The following is a 19,608-nucleotide window of genomic DNA, read 5'->3' as shown; positions in this document are numbered from 1 at the left end:
GAGAAGTTTCAAAGTTAAGGAATTCAAATCCTTTTACTGGTTACAAATAGCTTTTTTCTATTTTTGCATTGGTTATAAAAATGTCATCAGTTATGGAAAAAGCATTTTATACACTATCTTTGTGCTTAATTTAGACAAAATCAATATAAGCTATGATAAAAGTTTCTGACACTGCAAGAAAAAAAATCATCGATTTAATGAAAGATGATGGTTTTGACGCAGCAACTGACTACGTAAGAGTCGGTGTAAAAAGCGGCGGATGTTCTGGATTGTCTTATGATTTAAAATTTGATAAAACAAAAAGCGATGACGATAAAATTTTTGTAGACAATAATATCACTATTGCTGTTGAAAAAAAATCTTTTTTGTACTTAGCCGGAACAATATTAGAATTCTCAGGAGGTATTAATGGCAAAGGGTTTGTTTTTAATAATCCAAATGCCAATAGAACTTGTGGATGTGGAGAATCATTTTCACTATAGTCGAAAATCAAAAGTCATAAAGTCGGAAGGCAAAAAATGACTTTTCACATTGGACTTTTAAACTTTAAGACTAAAAAAACATGTCAAAATACACTGAAGACGATTTAAAAATCGAACTCGAAAACAAAGAATACGAATACGGATTTTACACCGAATTAGAATCAGAAACGTTTCCTATTGGTTTGAATGAAGATATCGTTCGCGCTATTTCGCACAAAAAAGGAGAGCCACAATGGATGACGGATTGGCGTCTGGAGGCATTCCGTGCTTGGGAACTAATGATAGAGCCAGAGTGGGCTAATGTGCACTATACTAAACCTGATTTTCAGGCCATATCCTATTACTCCGCGCCAAAAGCGGTAGATCCTAATAAAACATTGGATGATGTAGATCCTGAACTTTTAGAAATGTATAAAAAGTTAGGCATCTCTGTCGATGAGCAAAAAATGATGAATAATGTAGCTATGGATATTGTTGTTGATTCCGTTTCGGTAGCAACGACTTTCAAGAAAACATTAGGCGAAAAAGGAATTATCTTTATGAGTATTTCTGAAGCTATCAAAGAGCATCCAGAATTAGTACGTAAATACTTGGGAACCGTTGTACCACAAAAAGATAACTTTTATGCGGCTTTGAATTCAGCCGTTTTCTCTGATGGTTCGTTCTGTTATATTCCAAAAGGCGTTCGTTGCCCAATGGAACTTTCGACATATTTCAGGATCAATCAAGCCGGAACAGGACAATTCGAAAGAACATTATTAGTGGCTGACGAAGGTAGTTATGTATCCTACTTAGAAGGCTGTACTGCACCAAGTCGTGACGAAAATCAATTGCACGCTGCTGTAGTTGAACTGATCGCTTTAGAAGGCGCCGAAATCAAATATTCTACCGTACAAAACTGGTATCCTGGAAACAAAGAAGGCAAAGGTGGCGTTTATAATTTTGTGACCAAAAGAGGAATCTGTGAGAAAAACGCAAAAATTTCTTGGACTCAAGTAGAAACCGGATCCGCTATAACTTGGAAGTATCCTTCTGTCATTTTAAAAGGAGACAATTCAACAGGAGAATTTTATTCGATTGCTGTAACCAATAATTACCAACAAGCCGATACCGGAACCAAGATGATTCACCTTGGAAAAAACACTAAATCGACCATTATTTCTAAAGGAATTTCTGCTGGAAAATCACAAAATAGTTATCGCGGTTTGGTTAAAATTGGACCAAATGCAGATAATGCCCGAAACTTTTCACAGTGTGATTCCTTATTAATGGGGAATAATTGCGGCGCACATACGTTCCCATATATCGAAAATAAAAATCCATCGGCAAAAATCGAACATGAGGCTACGACAAGTAAAATTGGCGAAGACCAAGTTTTTTATTGCAACCAACGTGGAATCCCGACAGAGAAGGCTATCGCCTTAATCGTAAATGGTTTTAGCAAAGAGGTCTTGAATAAGTTACCAATGGAATTCGCAGTGGAAGCACAGAAATTATTAGAAATTTCTCTTGAGGGAAGTGTAGGATAATTTGATTATGGGAAACACAAAGGTTATTATTGTCGGTTCTTCCAGAAGCAATGGAAATACTTCAAAAATAGTTGCTAAAATTTCCACCCAAATAAATGCTGATGTTATTGATTTAAGAAATTATTCTATTTCCTATTATGATTATGAAAGTGACAATAGAGCCGATGATTTTTTACCTTTAATAACTTCAATTATTGAAAAATATGACACACTAGTTTTTGCAACACCCGTTTACTGGTATGCAATGAGCGGAATAATGAAGGTGTTTTTTGACCGCTTTTCTGATTTAATCAGAATCGAAAAAGAATTAGGCCGGAAATTAAGAGGTAAAAATATGTTTGTAATTTCAAATTCTGATGAGGATGAATTAGATTATGATTTTTATTTACCCTTTCGATTATCTGCGAAATATTTAGGAATAAAATATTTAGGAGAAAAGCATTTGTCCTATCTAACAATGAAAGACCAAGAACATATCAATAGTATTTTAGAATAAAAGAGAATTTAAATCCTTTTAAAATTAAAGAAACAAATGTTAAGTATAAAAAATTTACACGCCTCCATTGGAGACAAAGAAATATTAAAAGGAATCAATCTTGAAGTAAAAGCAGGAGAAATTCACGCGATTATGGGACCAAACGGTGCTGGAAAAAGTACACTGGCTTCCATCATTGCAGGAAACGAAAATTATGAGGTTACTGAAGGCGAAATCTCTTTAGATGGAGAAGATCTTTCGGAACTGGCGCCAGAGGAAAGAGCACACAAAGGTGTGTTTCTTTCGTTTCAATATCCAGTGGAAATTCCAGGCGTTTCGGTAACCAACTTTATGAGGACCGCAATTAATGAAACGCGTAAAGCAAACGGTCAGGAAGAAATGCCTGCCAATGAAATGCTGAAAGTGATTCGCGAGAAATCTGAATTATTAGAAATCGATAGAAAATTTCTTTCTCGTTCTCTAAACGAAGGTTTTTCTGGTGGAGAAAAAAAACGGAATGAAATTTTTCAAATGGCAATGTTGGAACCTAAATTAGCCATTCTTGATGAAACTGATTCTGGACTTGACATTGATGCCTTGCGTATTGTAGCTAATGGAGTCAATAAATTGAAAAGCGACAAAAATGCAATTGTAGTGATCACACACTACCAACGATTACTAGATTATATCGTTCCTGATTTTGTTCACGTATTGTACAATGGGAAAATTGTAAAGTCTGGCGGAAAAGAACTAGCACACGAACTAGAAGAAAAAGGATACGACTGGATTAAACAAGAACAAGAAGCTTAAAATTTTGTTTGAAGTTTAAAGTTTAAAGTTGCCACGAGATAACTTTAAACATTTAAACCTTAAACTTTAAACAATAAAGAAAATGGAATTGAAAGAAAAATTACTATCGTCTTTTATGGCTTTCGAAGAGCGCATTGATGTTCACTCCGAACTACATGATGTGAGAACGGCTGCCATAAAAAACTTTGAAGATAAAGGCTTCCCAACCAAAAAAGAGGAAGCTTGGAAATACACGTCACTAAACGCCATCCTAAAAAATGACTTTACCGTATTTCCTAAACATGAAGGTTTAATTGAATTTGCCGATGTAAGAAAATATTTTTTACATGAAATTGACACCTATAAGGTCGTTTTCATTGACGGCGTTTTCAGCTCGTTCTTATCATCGACTACGCATGAAGGTATAGATGTTTGCTTAATGTCATCCGCATTAACCAAACCAAAATACAAAATGGTGATCGATACTTACTTTAACCAAATTGCAAGCAAAGACGAAAGTTTGACTTCATTGAATACGGCTTTTGCCAATGAGGGAGCGTATATCAATATCCCAAAAAGTAAAGTAGCTGACAAGCCTATTGAAATCATGTATTTCTCTACAGGAAATGAAGCGGCGCTTTTGGTACAACCAAGAAACTTGGTGATTGTTGGTGAGAATTCTCATGTGCAAATTATTGAGCGTCATCAAAGCTTAAATGAAAATCCGGTATTAACGAATTCCGTTACCGAGATTTTTGCTCAAAAAAGTGCTGTTGTAGATTATTATAAAATTCAAAATGACAATTTAGATGCAAATCTTATTGATAACACCTATGTTTCTCAAGAACAAGAAAGCAGTGTGTCGGTAAACACGTTTTCTTTTGGTGGAAACCTGACCCGAAACAACTTGAATTTTTATCATTTTGGAGAAAGAATTGTAAGTTATCTTAACGGAATAACAATAATTGGAGAGAAACAACACGTAGATCATTACACTCTAGTGCAGCACTCTACTCCTAATTGCGAAAGTCATCAAGATTATAAAGGAATCTATTCTGATCGTGCAACTGGTGTGTTCAACGGAAAGATTTTTGTAGAGAGAGAAGCCCAAAAAACAAATGCCTTTCAGAAAAGCAATAACATTTTATTAAGCGACAAAGCGACAATCAATGCCAAACCGCAACTAGAAATTTTTGCTGATGATGTAAAATGTTCTCATGGCTGTACTATTGGACAATTGGATGAAACCGCAATGTTCTACATGCAAGCGCGTGGAATTCCTAAAAAAGAAGCCAAAGCGTTATTAATGTACGCCTTCTCCAATGCGGTAATTGAAAGCATTAAAATACCGGAACTCAAAAAACGAATTACTACGATTATTGCAACTAAATTAGGGGTAAAAATGGGATTCGATTTGTAATTTTTAACCATAAGGTTCACTAATATTTACGCAAAGGGCGCAAGGTTTTTACTAAACTTTGCGCCCTTTGCGGTTAACTTTTTAGTCTTTAACTGCAATAATAAACATTATAATTCCTATAAAAAACAATACAAGACCTCCCAAAAAACAAAATGTATTTATTATTGAGTAACCTAGATTCGTAGAATAACCTAAACCTATTAAAACCAACCTCCAATTATCATTAAAACTGATTGTAAAACTTTATTCTTTATCATAAAAATTATTTCTTCACACTTTCAATTATCCCACGCAACATCCCGTTAAAATCAAATTCAGGTTCTTCAATCAAACCCAGTCGCACAATTACTAAATCCAGTGAAGGAATAATCGCTACCATCTGACCTTGAAAACCACTGCAGTAATACATATCTCTTGGAACATCGGGAAAATGCCCGCCTGCATTGAGCCAAAAGTGTCCGCCATACCTTCTATTAGAAGTATTGGTAGGAGTTGCAGTATATTTAGCCCAACTTTCGTTAAAAATTTGTTCCCCGTTCCAGTTGCCTTTGTGCAAATACAACAACCCAAATTTTGACCAATCTCTAGTTGTTGCCCAACCATAGGATGACCCCACATAATTCCCGGCCATATCCGTTTCGACAACCATCGAGTTCATCCCTATTTTATCAATCAAAGCAGCATACCAAAAATCTAAGTATTCTTGATGCGTTTTGAATTGCTTGCGCAAAATCCCAGAAAGTAAATTTGTCGTTCCTGAAGAATAATTCCAATGCGTATTGGGTTGAAAGGTCGCCGGTTTAACCAGTTGTTCCCGTGACATGTCTTCGGCTTGAAAAAGCATTTTAGTGGCATCACAAATTTTATCATATTGCTCATCCCACTCCAAACCAGAATTCATGTGCAATAGATCATTTGTAGTAATAATTTTGCGTTTGTCATTTTGCCATTCCGCAATGGGAGCGGGTTTATAGATGTCGAATTTTCCTTGTTTTTGAAGAATTCCAAATAAGGCACTCGTAATACTTTTGGTCATCGACCAGCCCAGTAATTTACTGTTTTTATCGAAACCAGTGTCGTATTTTTCGGCAATGATTTTATCTTTATAAAGCACCAAAAGCGAACGCGTTCTTTTTTTAATTTGTCCATTTGCATCAAAAGCATTGGCCACAGCTATATTCAATTTAGTATAATCAACATTTGCAAAAACGGTATCTTTGAGTTCCTTGCTTCCATATGGAAAAGGTAAATCATTGTTTATTTTTGTTCTTTTAGGAACTAAATACGATTTTGTAACATCAAAAGCATCGTTGATTAAAGTAGCGCCCAAACCTTCTCGATAAATAGCTTTTCGCTCTTTCAAACCATAAACCGAAGCCACTGCAAATCTTCTGCTTTCTTCAATTTTATTTTTGGCTAAATCAATCATATCGATATCATTGTCCCCTTTCTCCATCATTCCCTGTGAACGATTGTCAATAAAATGTCCCGAAGCGATACTTTTGGCTGAAAAACCAGAAATTAAATCCAGTTTTGGATAAGTCGTGAATCCAAAATAAGAAACACCAATGAGAATGGCTAAACCAAATAATCTGAAAAAAATTTTCATATAGAATTAATTTGGAGCAATTTAACAAAAAACAATTAGAAAAATTGGAAGCATTAAGACATGAAGAAAAATAAGTTTTAAAACTAAACCTAATTCCGCAATGCTTTGATTATATTAACAAGTGTTTGCAGAAAATTCGCTTCAATTTTAGTACTTTTGTATTTAGAAAAATTCTAAATAAAGAAATGTTAGATATAAATAAAATCAGAGCTGATTTTCCTATTCTTTCTCAGAAAGTAAACGGAAAACCATTAGTTTATTTCGACAACGGAGCTACTTCGCAAAAACCACAAGTGGTGATTGACGCTATTTCAAAATACTATCAGGAAATTAACGCCAATATTCATCGTGGTGTTCATACGTTGAGTCAATTAGCCACGGACGCCTATGAAACTTCTCGAGGTAAAATTCAACATCATATCAATGCCAAGTTTGCTCACGAAGTCCTCTTTACTTCGGGTACAACGCATGGAATTAACTTAGTGACCAACGGATTTGCTTCGATTTTAAAACCCGGTGATGAGGTTTTAGTTTCGGCGTTGGAACACCATAGTAATATTGTGCCTTGGCAAATGTTGTGCGAGAAAACTGGTGCTACTTTGCGCGTAATTCCTATGAATGAAGAGGGCGAACTGATAATGTCTGAATACGACAAATTACTTTCGGATAAAACTAAAATCGTAACCGTAAATCATATTTCAAATGCGCTTGGAACAGTGAATCCTATCAAATACATGATTGACAAAGCACATGCGGTTGGCGCCGCAATTTTGATTGATGGAGCGCAAGCCGTTCCGCATTTGAAACCCGACGTACAGGAATTAGATTGTGATTTTTATGCTTTTTCAGGACATAAAATGTGTGGCCCTACGGGAACTGGAATTTTATACGGAAAAGAAGTCTGGTTAAATAAATTGCCACCTTACCAAGGTGGAGGTGAAATGATTAAGGATGTAACTTTTGAGAAAACAACGTATGCTGATTTACCTCATAAATTTGAGGCAGGAACACCAAATATAGCTGGTGGAATTGTACTGGGAACAGCTGTAGATTATATGAATGAAGTTGGCTTTGAAAACATTCAACAACAGGAGTTAGAATTACTTGAGTATGGAACAAAACGTTTATTAGAAATTGAAGGTTTGAAAATTTTTGGCACAGCCAAAGAAAAAACTTCCGTAATTTCGTTTAATATTGAAGGCATTCACCCGTATGATATTGGCACCATAATTGACAAATTAGGGATTGCAGTAAGAACAGGACATCATTGCGCGCAACCCATCATGACATTCTTTTGTATACCAGGAACGATACGAGCATCATTCTCTTTTTACAATACCAAAGAAGAGATTGACAGTATGGTGCAAGCGATTAAAAAAGCGCAACTCATGTTGTCATAAAAAATAACATTATGAAGATTCTATCACTATTATTCTTGACTATTTTCCTAGGCAACGGTTGCGATAGTGCCAAAGCCCAAGATATTGAAACTGTTGTTATTGAATACACGGCCAATACCAGAGGCTTTTATCAAAAAATAACAATCAAAAATAAAATGGTAACTGTTTCAAAAGACAGGGAGGGAAACGACAAACCAGTACCGACAAAAATATCAGATGCCAACTGGAAAGAATTAGTCACGTGCTTTAAAACCGTTCCATTAGATACTTTGGGTAAATTAAAAGCACCTACTGATAAACGTTTTTATGACGGTGCAGCAATTGGTAATTTGAAAATTATCGTTAAAGATAAAATCTATGGGACAACCGGTTTTGACCATGGTTTTCCACCAAAAGAAATTAAAAAATTTATCAATATAATAACTTCATTAGTTAAAAAAGAATAATGAAAATTAAAGAAATACAAAAAGAAATCGTTGACGAGTTTTCTATGTTTGACGACTGGATGGAGCGGTATGAATACATTATCGAACTAGGGAAAAAACTTCCTTTAATAAAAGAAGAATTCAAAACAGAAAACAACCTGATTAAAGGCTGCCAATCGAAAGTTTGGCTGCAAGGGGAGAAAAAAGACGATGCAATCGTTTTCACCGCCGATAGCGATGCCATTTTGACCAAAGGAATTATTGCCATTTTGATACGTACTTTTTCAAACCAAAAAGCAGCTGATATCCTGGAAGCCGATATGAATTTTATAGACGAAATAGGTTTAAAAGAGCATTTATCCCCAACTCGTGCTAACGGATTAGTATCGATGATAAAAAATATAAAAATGTATGCTTTGGCATTCAACACACAAAACTAGAACAATGGAACAACAAATAGACACTGCCGAATTAGGAGAATCAATCGTAAAAATATTAAAAACAATTTACGATCCCGAGATTCCTGTAGATATTTACGAATTAGGATTGATTTATGACGTAATGGTAAACACCGATTATGAAGTAAAAATCCTAATGACGCTAACCTCCCCAAACTGTCCCGTTGCGGAAAGTTTACCCCGAGAAGTCGAAGACAAAGTAAAATCATTAGAGAATGTAAAAGACGCTGAAGTAGAAATTACTTTTGATCCGCCTTGGAGCAAAGATTTAATGAGTGAAGAAGCAAAATTAGAATTGGGAATGCTATAAAATGGCACGTAATCAACCAAAATCTTTAAACGATCAAAAAATTGGATTAAAATCATCTTTTGATTCGCTTTTTTTTATTCCCCGCTTTTTTAAAGAAATTTGGCGTACTAACAAAACGTTATTCTTGACATCAGCTTTTTGCAGACTCGTTGCGGCTTTGTTGCCTGTTGCAATTTTATGGGTTGGAAAACTCATTTTTGATGCCATCATCCAAATTACAACACATGGCGAAAAGGATTATACTGCGCTTTGGCATTCTGTAGCAATAGAATTTATTCTTGTCGTATTATCTGATTTGGTAAGTCGTGCCATCTCACTTACAGACGGAATTCTTGGAGATCAGTACAATATCAACAGTTCGATTAAAATCATCAAAAAGACTAATGAAATCGATATTAGTCTGCTGGAAAATTCTGAATTTTACGACAAGCTTGACCGAGCAAGAACGCAAACGGCCGGTCGTGTCGATTTAATGTCGAATGTTTTAGGGCAGGCGCAAACTACTATTTCCATCTTTTCGCTTGTGATAGGATTAATTTATTTTGAACCTTATTTAATTGTCTTATTAATTTTAAGCATTTTTCCATCCTTTATTAATGAAGTCCGTTTCAGCCAACAACAATATTCGCTGGCTAGAAGCTGGACTTCTGAAAGAAGGGAATTGGATTACCTTAGATTTATTGGCGCCAATGATAAAACGGCAAAGGAAATTAAGCTTTTTGGATTAACTGGCTTTCTAGTAGAAAGATTTGAAACCCTTGCAACACGTTATTTTAAATTAAATAAATCGCTCGTTGTAAAACGTTCCAGTTACGGGTTTTTATTTAATGTTTTAGGATCAATTAGCTACTATGCAGCGTATGTTTTTATAATTTACAGAGTCCTTTCGGGCGGAATTACACTGGGTGAATTAACTTTTTTATCCGGGAGTTTCAATCGTTTAATGAGTAGTCTGCGCGATTTTTTTTCAAAATTTACTCGGATATCCGAAAGCGCTTTATATCTGAAAGATTATTTTGATTTTCTTGACATTTCATCTGAATATAAGAATAAAAACGAGGTTCCGTTGCCAGAAAAAATCAAAACCGGATTTGAATTTAAAAACGTTTATTTTGCGTATCCGGAATCTGACAATCAAATATTAAAAGACATTAGTTTTGATATAAGAGTAGGAGAAAAAATAGCATTCGTTGGGCAGAATGGTGCCGGAAAAACAACACTGACCAAATTACTACTTCGGTTTTATGAGCCAACATCGGGTGAAATTTTGCTTGACGGCATCAATATAAACCAATATAACAAGGCCGCTTATCAGGAGTATTTTGGAGTCCTTTTTCAGGATTTTTTCAAATATGAATTTTCAGTGAAAGAAAATATTGCTATCGGAAAAATTGATGAAATTAATAATTACGAACGAATACAAAAAGCGGCTGAATTGAGTTTGGCCACCGACGTTATTTCTGAATTAAAGTATGGCTACGAACAGCAACTAGGAAAACGATTTGCCAAAGGTCAGGAACTATCCGGCGGACAATGGCAAAAAATTGCGTTGGCACGGGCATATATGAAAAACGCTGAGGTTATGATTCTAGACGAGCCCACATCGGCACTGGATGCCAAAGCCGAAAGCGAAGTTTTTGAACGGTTTATAGGATTAATAAAAGATAAAACAAGTGTGATAATTTCTCATAGATTTAGCACAGTGAGACAAGCAGACCGCATTTTAGTCTTACAAGAAGGTAAGATCATAGAATCAGGAACGCATAATGAGTTAATGGAAAACAATAAATTATATGCCCAGCTGTTCACATTGCAGGCTGAAGGCTATCTATAAAAAAATAGGATGGAACATGAAATTATAAATAAAGTTGCCAATAGTATTTTGGAAGTTTTCGATCTCGAAGATTATTATCCAAAAGGAATTCGCACACAAATAGATCTTTCACAATGGCTTTTAGAAGGGTTTTTATTGAGAGAGCAAGAATTTAGAGCAGCTCTGAAAAGTCATGATTGGTCACAATATCAAGATCAGTATGTTGCTATTCATTGCAGTACCGATGCCATAGTTCCAGCTTGGAGTTCTATTTTAGTGGCCATTCAATTAGCCCCATTTGCAAAGAAAATAATCAATGGTACTGTAGAAGATTTAGATGCTTCTCTTTATGAAGAATTGTTGCCTAAAATTGATTATTCGGTTTATAAAAATAAGCCCGTTATTATAAAAGGATGCTCTAGAAAACCAGTTCCTATGCGAGCTTATGTGCTAGCCGCACAGTATCTGTATCCCTTTGCACGAAGCATTATGTATGGTGAAGCATGTGCTGCCGTTCCATTATATAAAGCACATAAGAAAGAGTAGTTTGTTTATGTTTATTTTGTACTTTTAAAGTAGAATTTAAATCTAAAGCCATGAAAAAAATCGTATTTTCTTTAGTGTTGCTCCTAGTTGCGAATTTCGTTAAGGCACAGGAAACTACAAATGACACTATAAAACTTTGGACAAAAAAAGGGAATATTTCTTTGCTTTTTAATCAGACTGCTTTCAACAGTAAATGGTTGGGCGGTGGGACTTCAAACCTTGCCGGAAATTTTGGACTGAATTATGATTTCAATTATAAAAATGGAGCTGTGATTTGGGACAATAAATTCATAGCCGCTTACGGATTAACCAAAGTAACCGGTTCAAAAATATCAAAGACAGATGACCGGTTAGAATTGAATTCCCTTTGGGGTAAGAAAGCCAAAGGAGATTGGAATTACTCGCTTTTTTTTAATTTCAAAACACAAATGGATGTTGGTAATGATAACAACGGCACTACCATTTCTCATTTTTTATCCCCTGCTTATTTCCAATTTGGACCCGGAATGTGGTGGAAAAAAAGCAATAATTTAAGCGTTAATTTTTCTCCAGCTACCGCAAAATTAATTTTAGTTCACCCACATTTTACTGATTTCGGCTCTTCTTTTGGAGTATTGCAAGGCGATAGTTCCCGACTTGAATTTGGGGCCAGCATTTCAGCTTATTATAAATTCAATGTAATGGCTAATATTTCTGTTGAAAACCGATTGAATTTATACTCCAATTATTTAGACCAACCAGAGAATATTGATGTTGATTATCAAATGAACATTCTCATGAGAATCAACAAATACATAACGGCCAATTTGGCCTTACAAGGAATATACGATCACAACACAATCAAAGCGGTACAAGTACGAGAAGTATTTGGATTAGGTGTTAATTATGGTTTTTAGAAAAAGGTCTATTTTATTATTCTGTCGCGCCTTAAAATAACTTTGTTTTAGCAATCCGCGTTGCAAACGCTATAATTTGTTTCTTAATTTAAGTAGGTACTCGTTGCAAACGAGCACCAGAAAATGTGGACAAACGAGCGCTAGTGGGTGTAGTTACTCTTCTTCTTCTTCTTCTTTCAATTTTGATTTAGTTTTTATTATGGTTTCAATTTTTGCTGAACCTTCTTTCGCTATTGAAATAAATTTTTCTTTTAATTCTGGCACAATATCCATTGCCTTTAAAAAAGCTGGAGAACTTAATAACTCTTGCCAAGGACTACCGTGATTTTCATTCTCAACTAATCTTAATGGAGCTTCTTCAAGTCTAGATAATGCAGAACTAAAAAGTCTAGCTTCGAATGCTTCATCTATCCTAGAAGCTTCTTTACGATAACCTTCATAAGCTTTTGCGACAGATGATTTAAATGCATAATCTTCAGCTAATCGAAATCTTTGGTTTATTTGTTTTGTTGCGATCCAAGCGAACCAAATAGGTGCAGCCAAAGCAAGAATTGATAATGTAATGTCAATCCAAATTATTCCCCAATTTGGACTGGAGTCTTTTAATGCTTCTGTTAAAGTTTCAAATCTTGAAGTACCAATTAAACTTCCTGCTACTAAAGTTAGAATTAGTCCAACAACCCAAATCCACATTGTATTAGACAGTTTGTTAGCTCTTTGTTCAAATGATGAAGCTAAACCTTTAGTTGTTGTTATTCTATATGCTTCTTCACATTGTTCAACTAATAAATCCGTTTCTTTTTTCTTATCTAATATGTTGTTTGATAATTCTTGAATATCTTTGTGATAAGTTTCTATTTTACCAAATAGTTTTGCAGAATCACTTGAAAACACATCAACTTTTTTTCTTGCTTCTTTTAAACTTTCTAAATCAGTAGGCAGAGATTCAGCAGCTTCAGTTGCATTTTGAATCAATTTAATTTGTGATTCAATTTTTAATTTATCGGGAACAATATTATCGATTTCAAGCTGTATTGATCGAAGTTTTCTAGTAAGTTGTGTTGGTAATGCTTTATTATCTTGTAAAACTTCCCAACTAAAAATTGGTTCAATAATAGTATTAATCCATTGAATTAATGCCATATAAGATTGTATTGCATTTACGCAGTTCGAATTGAACATTTGAGGAAGTGTATGTACTTTTAATAGTTCAATTTTTGCAGGAATTAATTCAATTAATGCAGTTAAATTTTCATCAATTGTATCTGGATTTAACTTTTTTATTTTAGTTGAAATTTCACTTGATAAATTTGCAATATCTAAACGATTTAATGCTGGACAATTCCAACCAAACTGTTCTGTTAAAGTTTGATTACTTGAGGAAGCTGTTAGAATAGCGTTTGCCAAATCATCTAAAGAATCACATAATTCTTGTAAAGTTGAATCCATTTTTTTATTGTTTTTGTATAAATTTCAATTTTTGCAACTAATTTATTCTGTAATTTTTCCCACGATATATGCTAATTACACCCAACTAGTATATAGCCGCTACAAAGTAGCCCGTATACCTCTCATTTTGGATAGATACACGCTACTTCATAGCGTATCCCTTTCAAATATACACCTTAATAATTATCTTACAAATAATCAACTGGACATTCATTTGTAAATTATCGTTATCGTTATTCCGCATGAAGGATGGCAGCGGAAATCCTTTTATGCAGCGCAGCGAAATAAAAGATTGAAACGAACAACCTGACGCAGCTGTAACGCAGAGGAAGCTGGGACATGCCCAAAAAAAAATCCCTCTTGAAAATATCAAAAGGGATTCTGTAAGTGAACTTGCTTTGTTCTCGACTACGCTCGAACTGACAGCTGTGTACTCTATAAATTGAAAATTATTCGGTTTCTTCGTCGTCTTTTTCTTCTTTCTCCACCGCGTCTTTATAATCCGGATATAAAAACTTATTGTACGGAAAACGGGTGATGTGAATGTGTCGTACCGCTTCGTAAACACGTTCTCTGAATTCCTCGAAATTTTCTTTGTTAGTAGCCGAAATAAACAACGCATTTTGCGCTCCTACCCTACTCATCCAAGTTGATTTCCATTCTTCAAGCGTGTAATGTCTTGGCGTTTTTTCGGTCATTAAATCATCTTCATCAATGGTCAAATGCTTGTAAGCATCGATTTTATTGAAAACCATAATAACGGGTTTGTCATTAGCCTTGATGTCCAATAACGTTTGATTTACCGATGCAATATGATCTTCAAATTCAGGATGCGAAATATCAACTACGTGCAATAATAAATCAGCTTCACGAACCTCATCCAGCGTACTTTTGAAAGAATCAACCAATTGTGTTGGCAATTTTCTGATAAATCCTACGGTATCCGAAAGTAAGAAAGGCAGGTTTTTGATGACTACTTTTCGAACGGTGGTATCCAAAGTGGCAAAAAGTTTGTTTTCTACAAAAACATCACTTTTCCCGACAGCATTCATTAAAGTTGATTTCCCAACATTGGTATACCCAACCAAAGCTACACGAACCATTGCGCCCCGATTGCCACGTTGGGTTCCCATTTGCTTGTCAATACTTTTTATTTTTTCTTTCAATAACGCAATTCGATCACGAACAATACGCCTGTCGGTTTCGATCTCCGTTTCTCCTGGTCCACGCATTCCAATTCCTCCTTTTTGACGCTCCAAGTGCGTCCACATTCCGGAAAGTCTTGGTAATAAATATTGACATTGTGCTAATTCTACTTGCGTTCTGGCATACGAAGTCTCGGCACGTTGCGCAAAAATATCCAAGATAAGGTGCGTTCTGTCCAGAATTTTACATTCTGTAATGATTTTAGATATATTTTTTTGCTGTGAAGGCGATAATTCATCATCAAATACCAAAGTTGAAATCTCATTTTCTTTAACAAAAAGATGAATCTCTTCAATTTTTCCCGTACCAACGAACGTCTTGGGATTGGGACGCTCCATCTTTTGCGAAAAGCGTTTCACCACGCGACCACCAGCGGTAAAAGTCAAAAACTCTAATTCGTCAAGATATTCACGTAGTTTCTCTTCACTTTGGTTTTGAGTTACAATACCAACTATAGCCGTTTTTTCGAAATTTATTGTTTCTTTTTCTAACATGTCTTTGAATAAGCTACAAATTTAATGATTTGTCAGGGACTTATGGAGTTCTAGGTTTATAAAAAATTAGAAGCCGTGAATAATGATAGTTTTTGGATACAACCGAAAATCAGTCCAAAGAAGTACAAAAACAAATTAACGATTTGCTTTTATTTTGAAAACTCTTACTTTAGCATTTCATACTTTTGAACTTCCTTTGGATTTTTAATTATTTTTACACCCATATAATTCCATTGAAATGAATCGCGTTTTGAAATTCCTTATTGCATTCCTATTTCCTGCTTTTCTTTTTGCCCAAAATAATTCGGAAGAATTGCTGAAAAAATTGGATCAAACGATAGTGGATTATGCTTTTTATTCCAATAAAAAAGAGCGCGAGATAAACAAACTCAAAGAATTGTTGTCAAACTCTTCTACTGAAATTCAAAAATACAATACATATGGGAAATTATATGTTGAGTATAAATCGTATCAATCGGATTCAGCGTTGGTTTACGCTCGAAGGAGTTTTCAAATTGCTACGAAACTAAAGGATAGCCAAAAGAGTAATCATGCGCGATTAAGTTTAGCCTCTATCATGGGAACATTAGGGATGTACAAGGAAGCAACCGATATTCTTAACCGAATCAATATTAATACTTCGCCTGATCTTAAAGGCTATTATTATACCGTAAACAGTGTGGTTTATGGCTACATGTCAGATTATGCAGCTTCACCTCAGGAAAAAGAAAAGTATTTACTACTAACCAAAAAACACCGTGATTCCTCCTTAATTTGTTATGCACCGCAATCAGGCGCTTATGTTATGGCAAAATCCAGTACGCTTCTTGATGCCGGGAAACACGATGAAACGCTGACTTTATTACTGAACTATTTTCCAAATATTGCGCACAACAGTCCAGATAAAGCGGTTATTGCCTATATTATATCGCAGGCGTATCGCCAAAAAAAAGATGCTAAGCTGGAGAAAAAATGGCTAACCATTTCTGCTATTTCTGATTTGCAGTTGGCCAAAAAAGAATATATATCGTTGCGTTCCTTGGCTTTTCTAATGTATGAAAAAGGTGATATTGACCACGCATATACATACATCAAACGCTCCCTCGAAGATGCTCTTTTTTGTAACGCCCGACTGAGAACTTATGAAATATCAAAGATGCTGCCCATTATCAACGAGGCGTATCAAAAACAAAATGAAACCAATCAATTTCAGTTGGTACTGTTTTTAACAAGTGCCAGTATATTATCAATATTCTTGTTGGCTGTGCTTTTTTTACTTTTTAAACAAATGAAAAAATTGTCTAAAGCAAAACAGGATTTGAGTTTAGCTAACGGCAAACTTTCGGAATTAAATACTGAATTAAAAACCTTCAATGAAACGTTAAACGAGACCAATTATACGCTGAGCGAAGCCAATCTTTTAAAAGAAATATACATTGGCCGCTACATGGATCAGTGCTCCGATTACATCGGAAAATTAGACGAATACCGCCGAAAATTGAATGTCATGGCTACAACAGGAAAAATGAACGACCTTATCAGTGCCGTAAAATCAAAACAGTTTGTCGAAAATGAGCTTAAGGAATTTTATAGCAATTTTGACAAAACGTTCTTGCAACTCTTTCCTAACTTCATACCAGAATTCAGCGCTTTATTGATTGATAACGAAGTAACACAATTAAAGGAAGGCGAACTGCTGAATACGGAACTAAGAATCTTCGCCCTCATTCGTTTGGGCATTAAGGACAGCGCAAAAATTTCAACTTTCCTCCGGTATTCGGTATCCACCATTTACAATTACCGTTCGCAACTTAAAAACAAAGCAGCTGGTCCACGAGAAGATTTTGAAGCTAAAATAATGCGAATAGGAACAAATTTAAAATAGCAAAATTCTTTTTTCAAGGGAATCTTAAAGTCTAAAACAATCTTAGCACCCTTTTTTTAATTAAAAAAACACTACTTTTTTTAAGTTCTAAATTTACATAAAATAAACATATTCAGTATCTTGCGTATAAAAAATAGAGGGTCTATCTACTTTTTTAGAATGACAAAAATATGTAATGCGAAAAGCGTATACTTTTACTTTCTCGAAGTCGGGAAAAATTTGGATTTTTCAATAAATCGATTTCGTGAAAATCATGTTCTATTACCAAATCTGAAAAATTAATTTATCAAATTCTATTTAAAAAATGAAGCAATTTCTTTTCACAGCCCTTGCGTGGCTCGCGTTTTTTAGCCCTGCAAAATCGCAGCAGTTAAAATCACCAAACGGAAAATTTGTAATGGAATTCTCCTTACAAAAGGACGGAACTCCAAGCTACAGTTTAACTTACAAAAATAAAGCCGTTGTAAAACCAAGTAAATTGGGTATTGAATTAAAAAACGACAAAAAATCGTTGTTAAATGATTTTACTGTTGTTGATACAAAAACTACAACTTTTGATGAAAATTGGAAACCCGTTTGGGGAGAAGTTACCTCCATTCGCAATCATTATAACGAATTGGCAGTAACCTTAAATCAAAAAGAAACGGACAGACAAATTGTTATTCGTTTTCGTTTGTTTGACGATGGCTTAGGATTTCGTTATGAATTCCCTTCACAAAAAAACCTTACATATTTTGTAATTAAAGAAGAAAGAACCCAGTTTGCCATGGCGGGTGATCATACTGCATTTTGGATTCCAGGTGATTATGACACTCAAGAATACGATTACACCACATCAAAATTATCAGAAATTAGAGGCTTGTCAGAAAAAGCAACTACAGCAAATGTCTCTCAAAAGTCTTTTTCTACAACAGGAGTTCAAACTTCGCTAATGCTGAAAACAGCAGATGGATTGTATATCAATTTACACGAAGCGGCATTAATCAATTATTCCTGTATGCATTTGAATCTGGATGATGCAACTATGGTATTCGAATCTTGGTTGACACCAGATGCCAAAGGCGACAAAGGATACATGCAGGCTCCAAATCATTCGCCTTGGCGTACCATAATTGTTAGTGATGACGCAAGAGAAATTCTGGCTTCAAAAATGACGTTAAACTTGAATGACCCTTCTAAAATTGAAGATACATCATGGATAAAACCCGTTAAATATGTAGGGGTATGGTGGGAAATGATTGCTGGGAAAAGCTCTTGGGCGTACACGGATGAATTTCCTACTGTACAACTTGGCGTTTCTGATTTTGCAAAAGCGAAGCCAAATGGAAAACACGGTGCTACTAACACTAATGTAAAAAAATACATTGATTTTGCAGCTAAACACGGTTTTGATGCCGTTTTAGTCGAAGGGTGGAATGAAGGTTGGGAAGACTGGTTTGGACACTCCAAAGATTATGTTTTTGATTTTCTGACTCCATACCCTGATTTTGATGTCAAAGGATTGCATGAATACGCCAAATCAAAAGGCATTAAAATGATTATGCACCACGAAACTTCTGGTTCGGTACGCAACTACGAGCGCCACATGGACAAAGCGTATCAATTTATGAAAGACAATGGATATGACGCTGTAAAAAGCGGTTATGTAGGAGATATTATGCCAAGAGGCGAAAACCACTACAGTCAATGGATTGTCAATCATTACCAATATGCTTTAGAAAAAGCAGCCGAGTATAAAATTATGTTGAATGCGCACGAGGCGGTTCGTCCAACAGGAATTTCCAGAACCTATCCCAATTTAATTGGTAACGAAGCGGCAAGAGGAACTGAATACCAAGCTTTTGGAGGTTCTAAACCAAATCACGTAACGGTATTGCCATTCACCCGTTTAGTGGGTGGACCGATGGATTATACTCCGGGTATTTTCGAAATGGATTTAAACAAATTGAATCCGGATAATAATTCTCATGTCAACAGTACGATTGCGAATCAATTGGCATTGTACGTAACAATGTACAGCCCATTACAAATGGCAGCTGATACACCCGAAAATTACGATCGCTTTCCTGATGCTTTTCAGTTTATCAAAGATGTTGCAGTAGATTGGTCTGATAGCAAATACCTTGAAGCAGAACCAGGACAATATGTGACCGTTGCGCGTAAAGCAAAAGTGACTAACAATTGGTTTATCGGTAATGTAAACGGCGATACTTCTCGTACCTCAACGATAAAATTTGATTTCTTGGAAAAAGGAAAAAAATATGTAGCCACCATTTACGCAGATGCCAAGGATGCACATTATAAAACCAATCCGCAAGCCTATACGATTCGTAAAATGACGGTGACCAATAAATCAAAACTGGCACAACTCAGTGCTCCGGGTGGAGGTTATGCGATAAGCATCGTTGAAATCAAAAAATAA

The 19,608-nt window shown here is 35.3% G+C and carries 17 protein-coding genes; 14 read left to right on the top strand and 3 right to left on the bottom strand.

The annotated features are described in order from the left end of the window. Positions 1-152: 152 nt before the first annotated feature. The 5 genes from ACNQF9_RS04805 to sufD all read left to right on the top strand — a co-directional run bounded on the left by ACNQF9_RS04805 (position 153) and on the right by sufD (position 4,695). Positions 153-482, top strand: a complete 330-nt coding sequence (locus ACNQF9_RS04805; protein ID WP_417959101.1) for a HesB/IscA family protein — start codon at positions 153-155, stop codon at positions 480-482. Between the two features lie 80 nt (positions 483-562). Beyond that, positions 563-2,011: a Fe-S cluster assembly protein SufB gene (gene sufB / locus ACNQF9_RS04800; protein WP_417989728.1), complete on the top strand. Its 1,449-nt coding sequence runs from the start codon at positions 563-565 to the stop codon at positions 2,009-2,011. A gap of 7 nt (positions 2,012-2,018) precedes the next feature. Beyond that, entirely contained in the window at positions 2,019-2,507 is a 489-nt protein-coding gene (locus tag ACNQF9_RS04795) for a flavodoxin family protein (RefSeq protein ID WP_417959099.1), read from the top strand. Positions 2,508-2,543: 36 nt separating this feature from the next. Continuing rightward, positions 2,544-3,296, top strand: a complete 753-nt coding sequence (gene sufC, locus ACNQF9_RS04790; protein WP_099714056.1) for a Fe-S cluster assembly ATPase SufC — start codon at positions 2,544-2,546, stop codon at positions 3,294-3,296. A gap of 82 nt (positions 3,297-3,378) precedes the next feature. Then, complete coding sequence (sufD, locus tag ACNQF9_RS04785; RefSeq protein WP_417959098.1) at positions 3,379-4,695, top strand: Fe-S cluster assembly protein SufD; 1,317 nt, start codon at positions 3,379-3,381, stop codon at positions 4,693-4,695. A 262-nt stretch (positions 4,696-4,957) separates the two neighbouring features. On the opposite strand, the gene ACNQF9_RS04780 is transcribed toward sufD, so the two are convergent. Continuing rightward, positions 4,958-6,304 (bottom strand): serine hydrolase domain-containing protein, encoded by a 1,347-nt coding sequence (locus tag ACNQF9_RS04780; protein WP_417989727.1) that lies wholly within the window; start codon positions 6,302-6,304, stop codon positions 4,958-4,960. Positions 6,305-6,489: 185 nt separating this feature from the next. Between ACNQF9_RS04780 and ACNQF9_RS04775 the strand changes: the two genes are divergently transcribed. Genes ACNQF9_RS04775 through ACNQF9_RS04745 form a run of 7 tightly spaced genes read left to right on the top strand, consistent with a single transcriptional unit; the run spans position 6,490 to position 12,152 of the window. Next, a complete protein-coding gene (locus tag ACNQF9_RS04775; protein ID WP_417959097.1) occupies positions 6,490-7,704 on the top strand; it encodes an aminotransferase class V-fold PLP-dependent enzyme in 1,215 nt (404 codons plus the stop codon). Between the two features lie 11 nt (positions 7,705-7,715). Beyond that, complete coding sequence (locus ACNQF9_RS04770) at positions 7,716-8,150, top strand: hypothetical protein (RefSeq protein WP_417959096.1); 435 nt, start codon at positions 7,716-7,718, stop codon at positions 8,148-8,150. After that, complete coding sequence (locus ACNQF9_RS04765) at positions 8,150-8,569, top strand: SufE family protein (RefSeq protein WP_417959095.1); 420 nt, start codon at positions 8,150-8,152, stop codon at positions 8,567-8,569. Before ACNQF9_RS04770 ends, ACNQF9_RS04765 begins: the two co-directional genes overlap by 1 nt. Before the next feature lie 4 nt (positions 8,570-8,573). Then, positions 8,574-8,897: an SUF system Fe-S cluster assembly protein gene (locus ACNQF9_RS04760; RefSeq protein ID WP_417959094.1), complete on the top strand. Its 324-nt coding sequence runs from the start codon at positions 8,574-8,576 to the stop codon at positions 8,895-8,897. A gap of 1 nt (position 8,898) precedes the next feature. Further along, positions 8,899-10,731 (top strand): ABC transporter ATP-binding protein, encoded by a 1,833-nt coding sequence (locus ACNQF9_RS04755; RefSeq protein ID WP_417959093.1) that lies wholly within the window; start codon positions 8,899-8,901, stop codon positions 10,729-10,731. A gap of 9 nt (positions 10,732-10,740) precedes the next feature. Next, complete coding sequence (locus ACNQF9_RS04750; RefSeq protein WP_417959092.1) at positions 10,741-11,256, top strand: DUF2480 family protein; 516 nt, start codon at positions 10,741-10,743, stop codon at positions 11,254-11,256. A gap of 50 nt (positions 11,257-11,306) precedes the next feature. Further along, positions 11,307-12,152 carry a DUF3078 domain-containing protein gene (locus ACNQF9_RS04745; protein WP_417989726.1) on the top strand — a complete coding sequence of 282 codons (846 nt, stop codon included), beginning with the start codon at positions 11,307-11,309 and terminating at the stop codon, positions 12,150-12,152. A 153-nt stretch (positions 12,153-12,305) separates the two neighbouring features. On the opposite strand, the gene ACNQF9_RS04740 is transcribed toward ACNQF9_RS04745, so the two are convergent. Continuing rightward, on the bottom strand, positions 12,306-13,601 hold the full coding sequence (locus tag ACNQF9_RS04740) for a hypothetical protein (RefSeq protein WP_417959090.1): 1,296 nt from the start codon (positions 13,599-13,601) through the stop codon (positions 12,306-12,308). A gap of 449 nt (positions 13,602-14,050) precedes the next feature. After that, positions 14,051-15,301, bottom strand: a complete 1,251-nt coding sequence (hflX, locus tag ACNQF9_RS04735) for a GTPase HflX (RefSeq protein ID WP_417959089.1) — start codon at positions 15,299-15,301, stop codon at positions 14,051-14,053. A gap of 238 nt (positions 15,302-15,539) precedes the next feature. Here hflX and ACNQF9_RS04730 point away from each other — a divergent pair, with 238 nt between their 5' ends. Together ACNQF9_RS04730 and ACNQF9_RS04725 are read left to right on the top strand one after the other, a co-directional pair. After that, positions 15,540-17,186: a DUF6377 domain-containing protein gene (locus ACNQF9_RS04730; protein WP_417959088.1), complete on the top strand. Its 1,647-nt coding sequence runs from the start codon at positions 15,540-15,542 to the stop codon at positions 17,184-17,186. Positions 17,187-17,490: 304 nt separating this feature from the next. Beyond that, entirely contained in the window at positions 17,491-19,608 is a 2,118-nt protein-coding gene (locus ACNQF9_RS04725) for a glycoside hydrolase family 97 protein (protein ID WP_417959087.1), read from the top strand.

Origin of the sequence: Flavobacterium amylolyticum, assembly GCF_048284335.1 — a bacterium.
Taxonomy (GTDB): domain Bacteria; phylum Bacteroidota; class Bacteroidia; order Flavobacteriales; family Flavobacteriaceae; genus Flavobacterium.
Note: the sequence above shows the minus strand (reverse complement) of the source record. Positions and strands in the feature narration are given on the sequence as shown.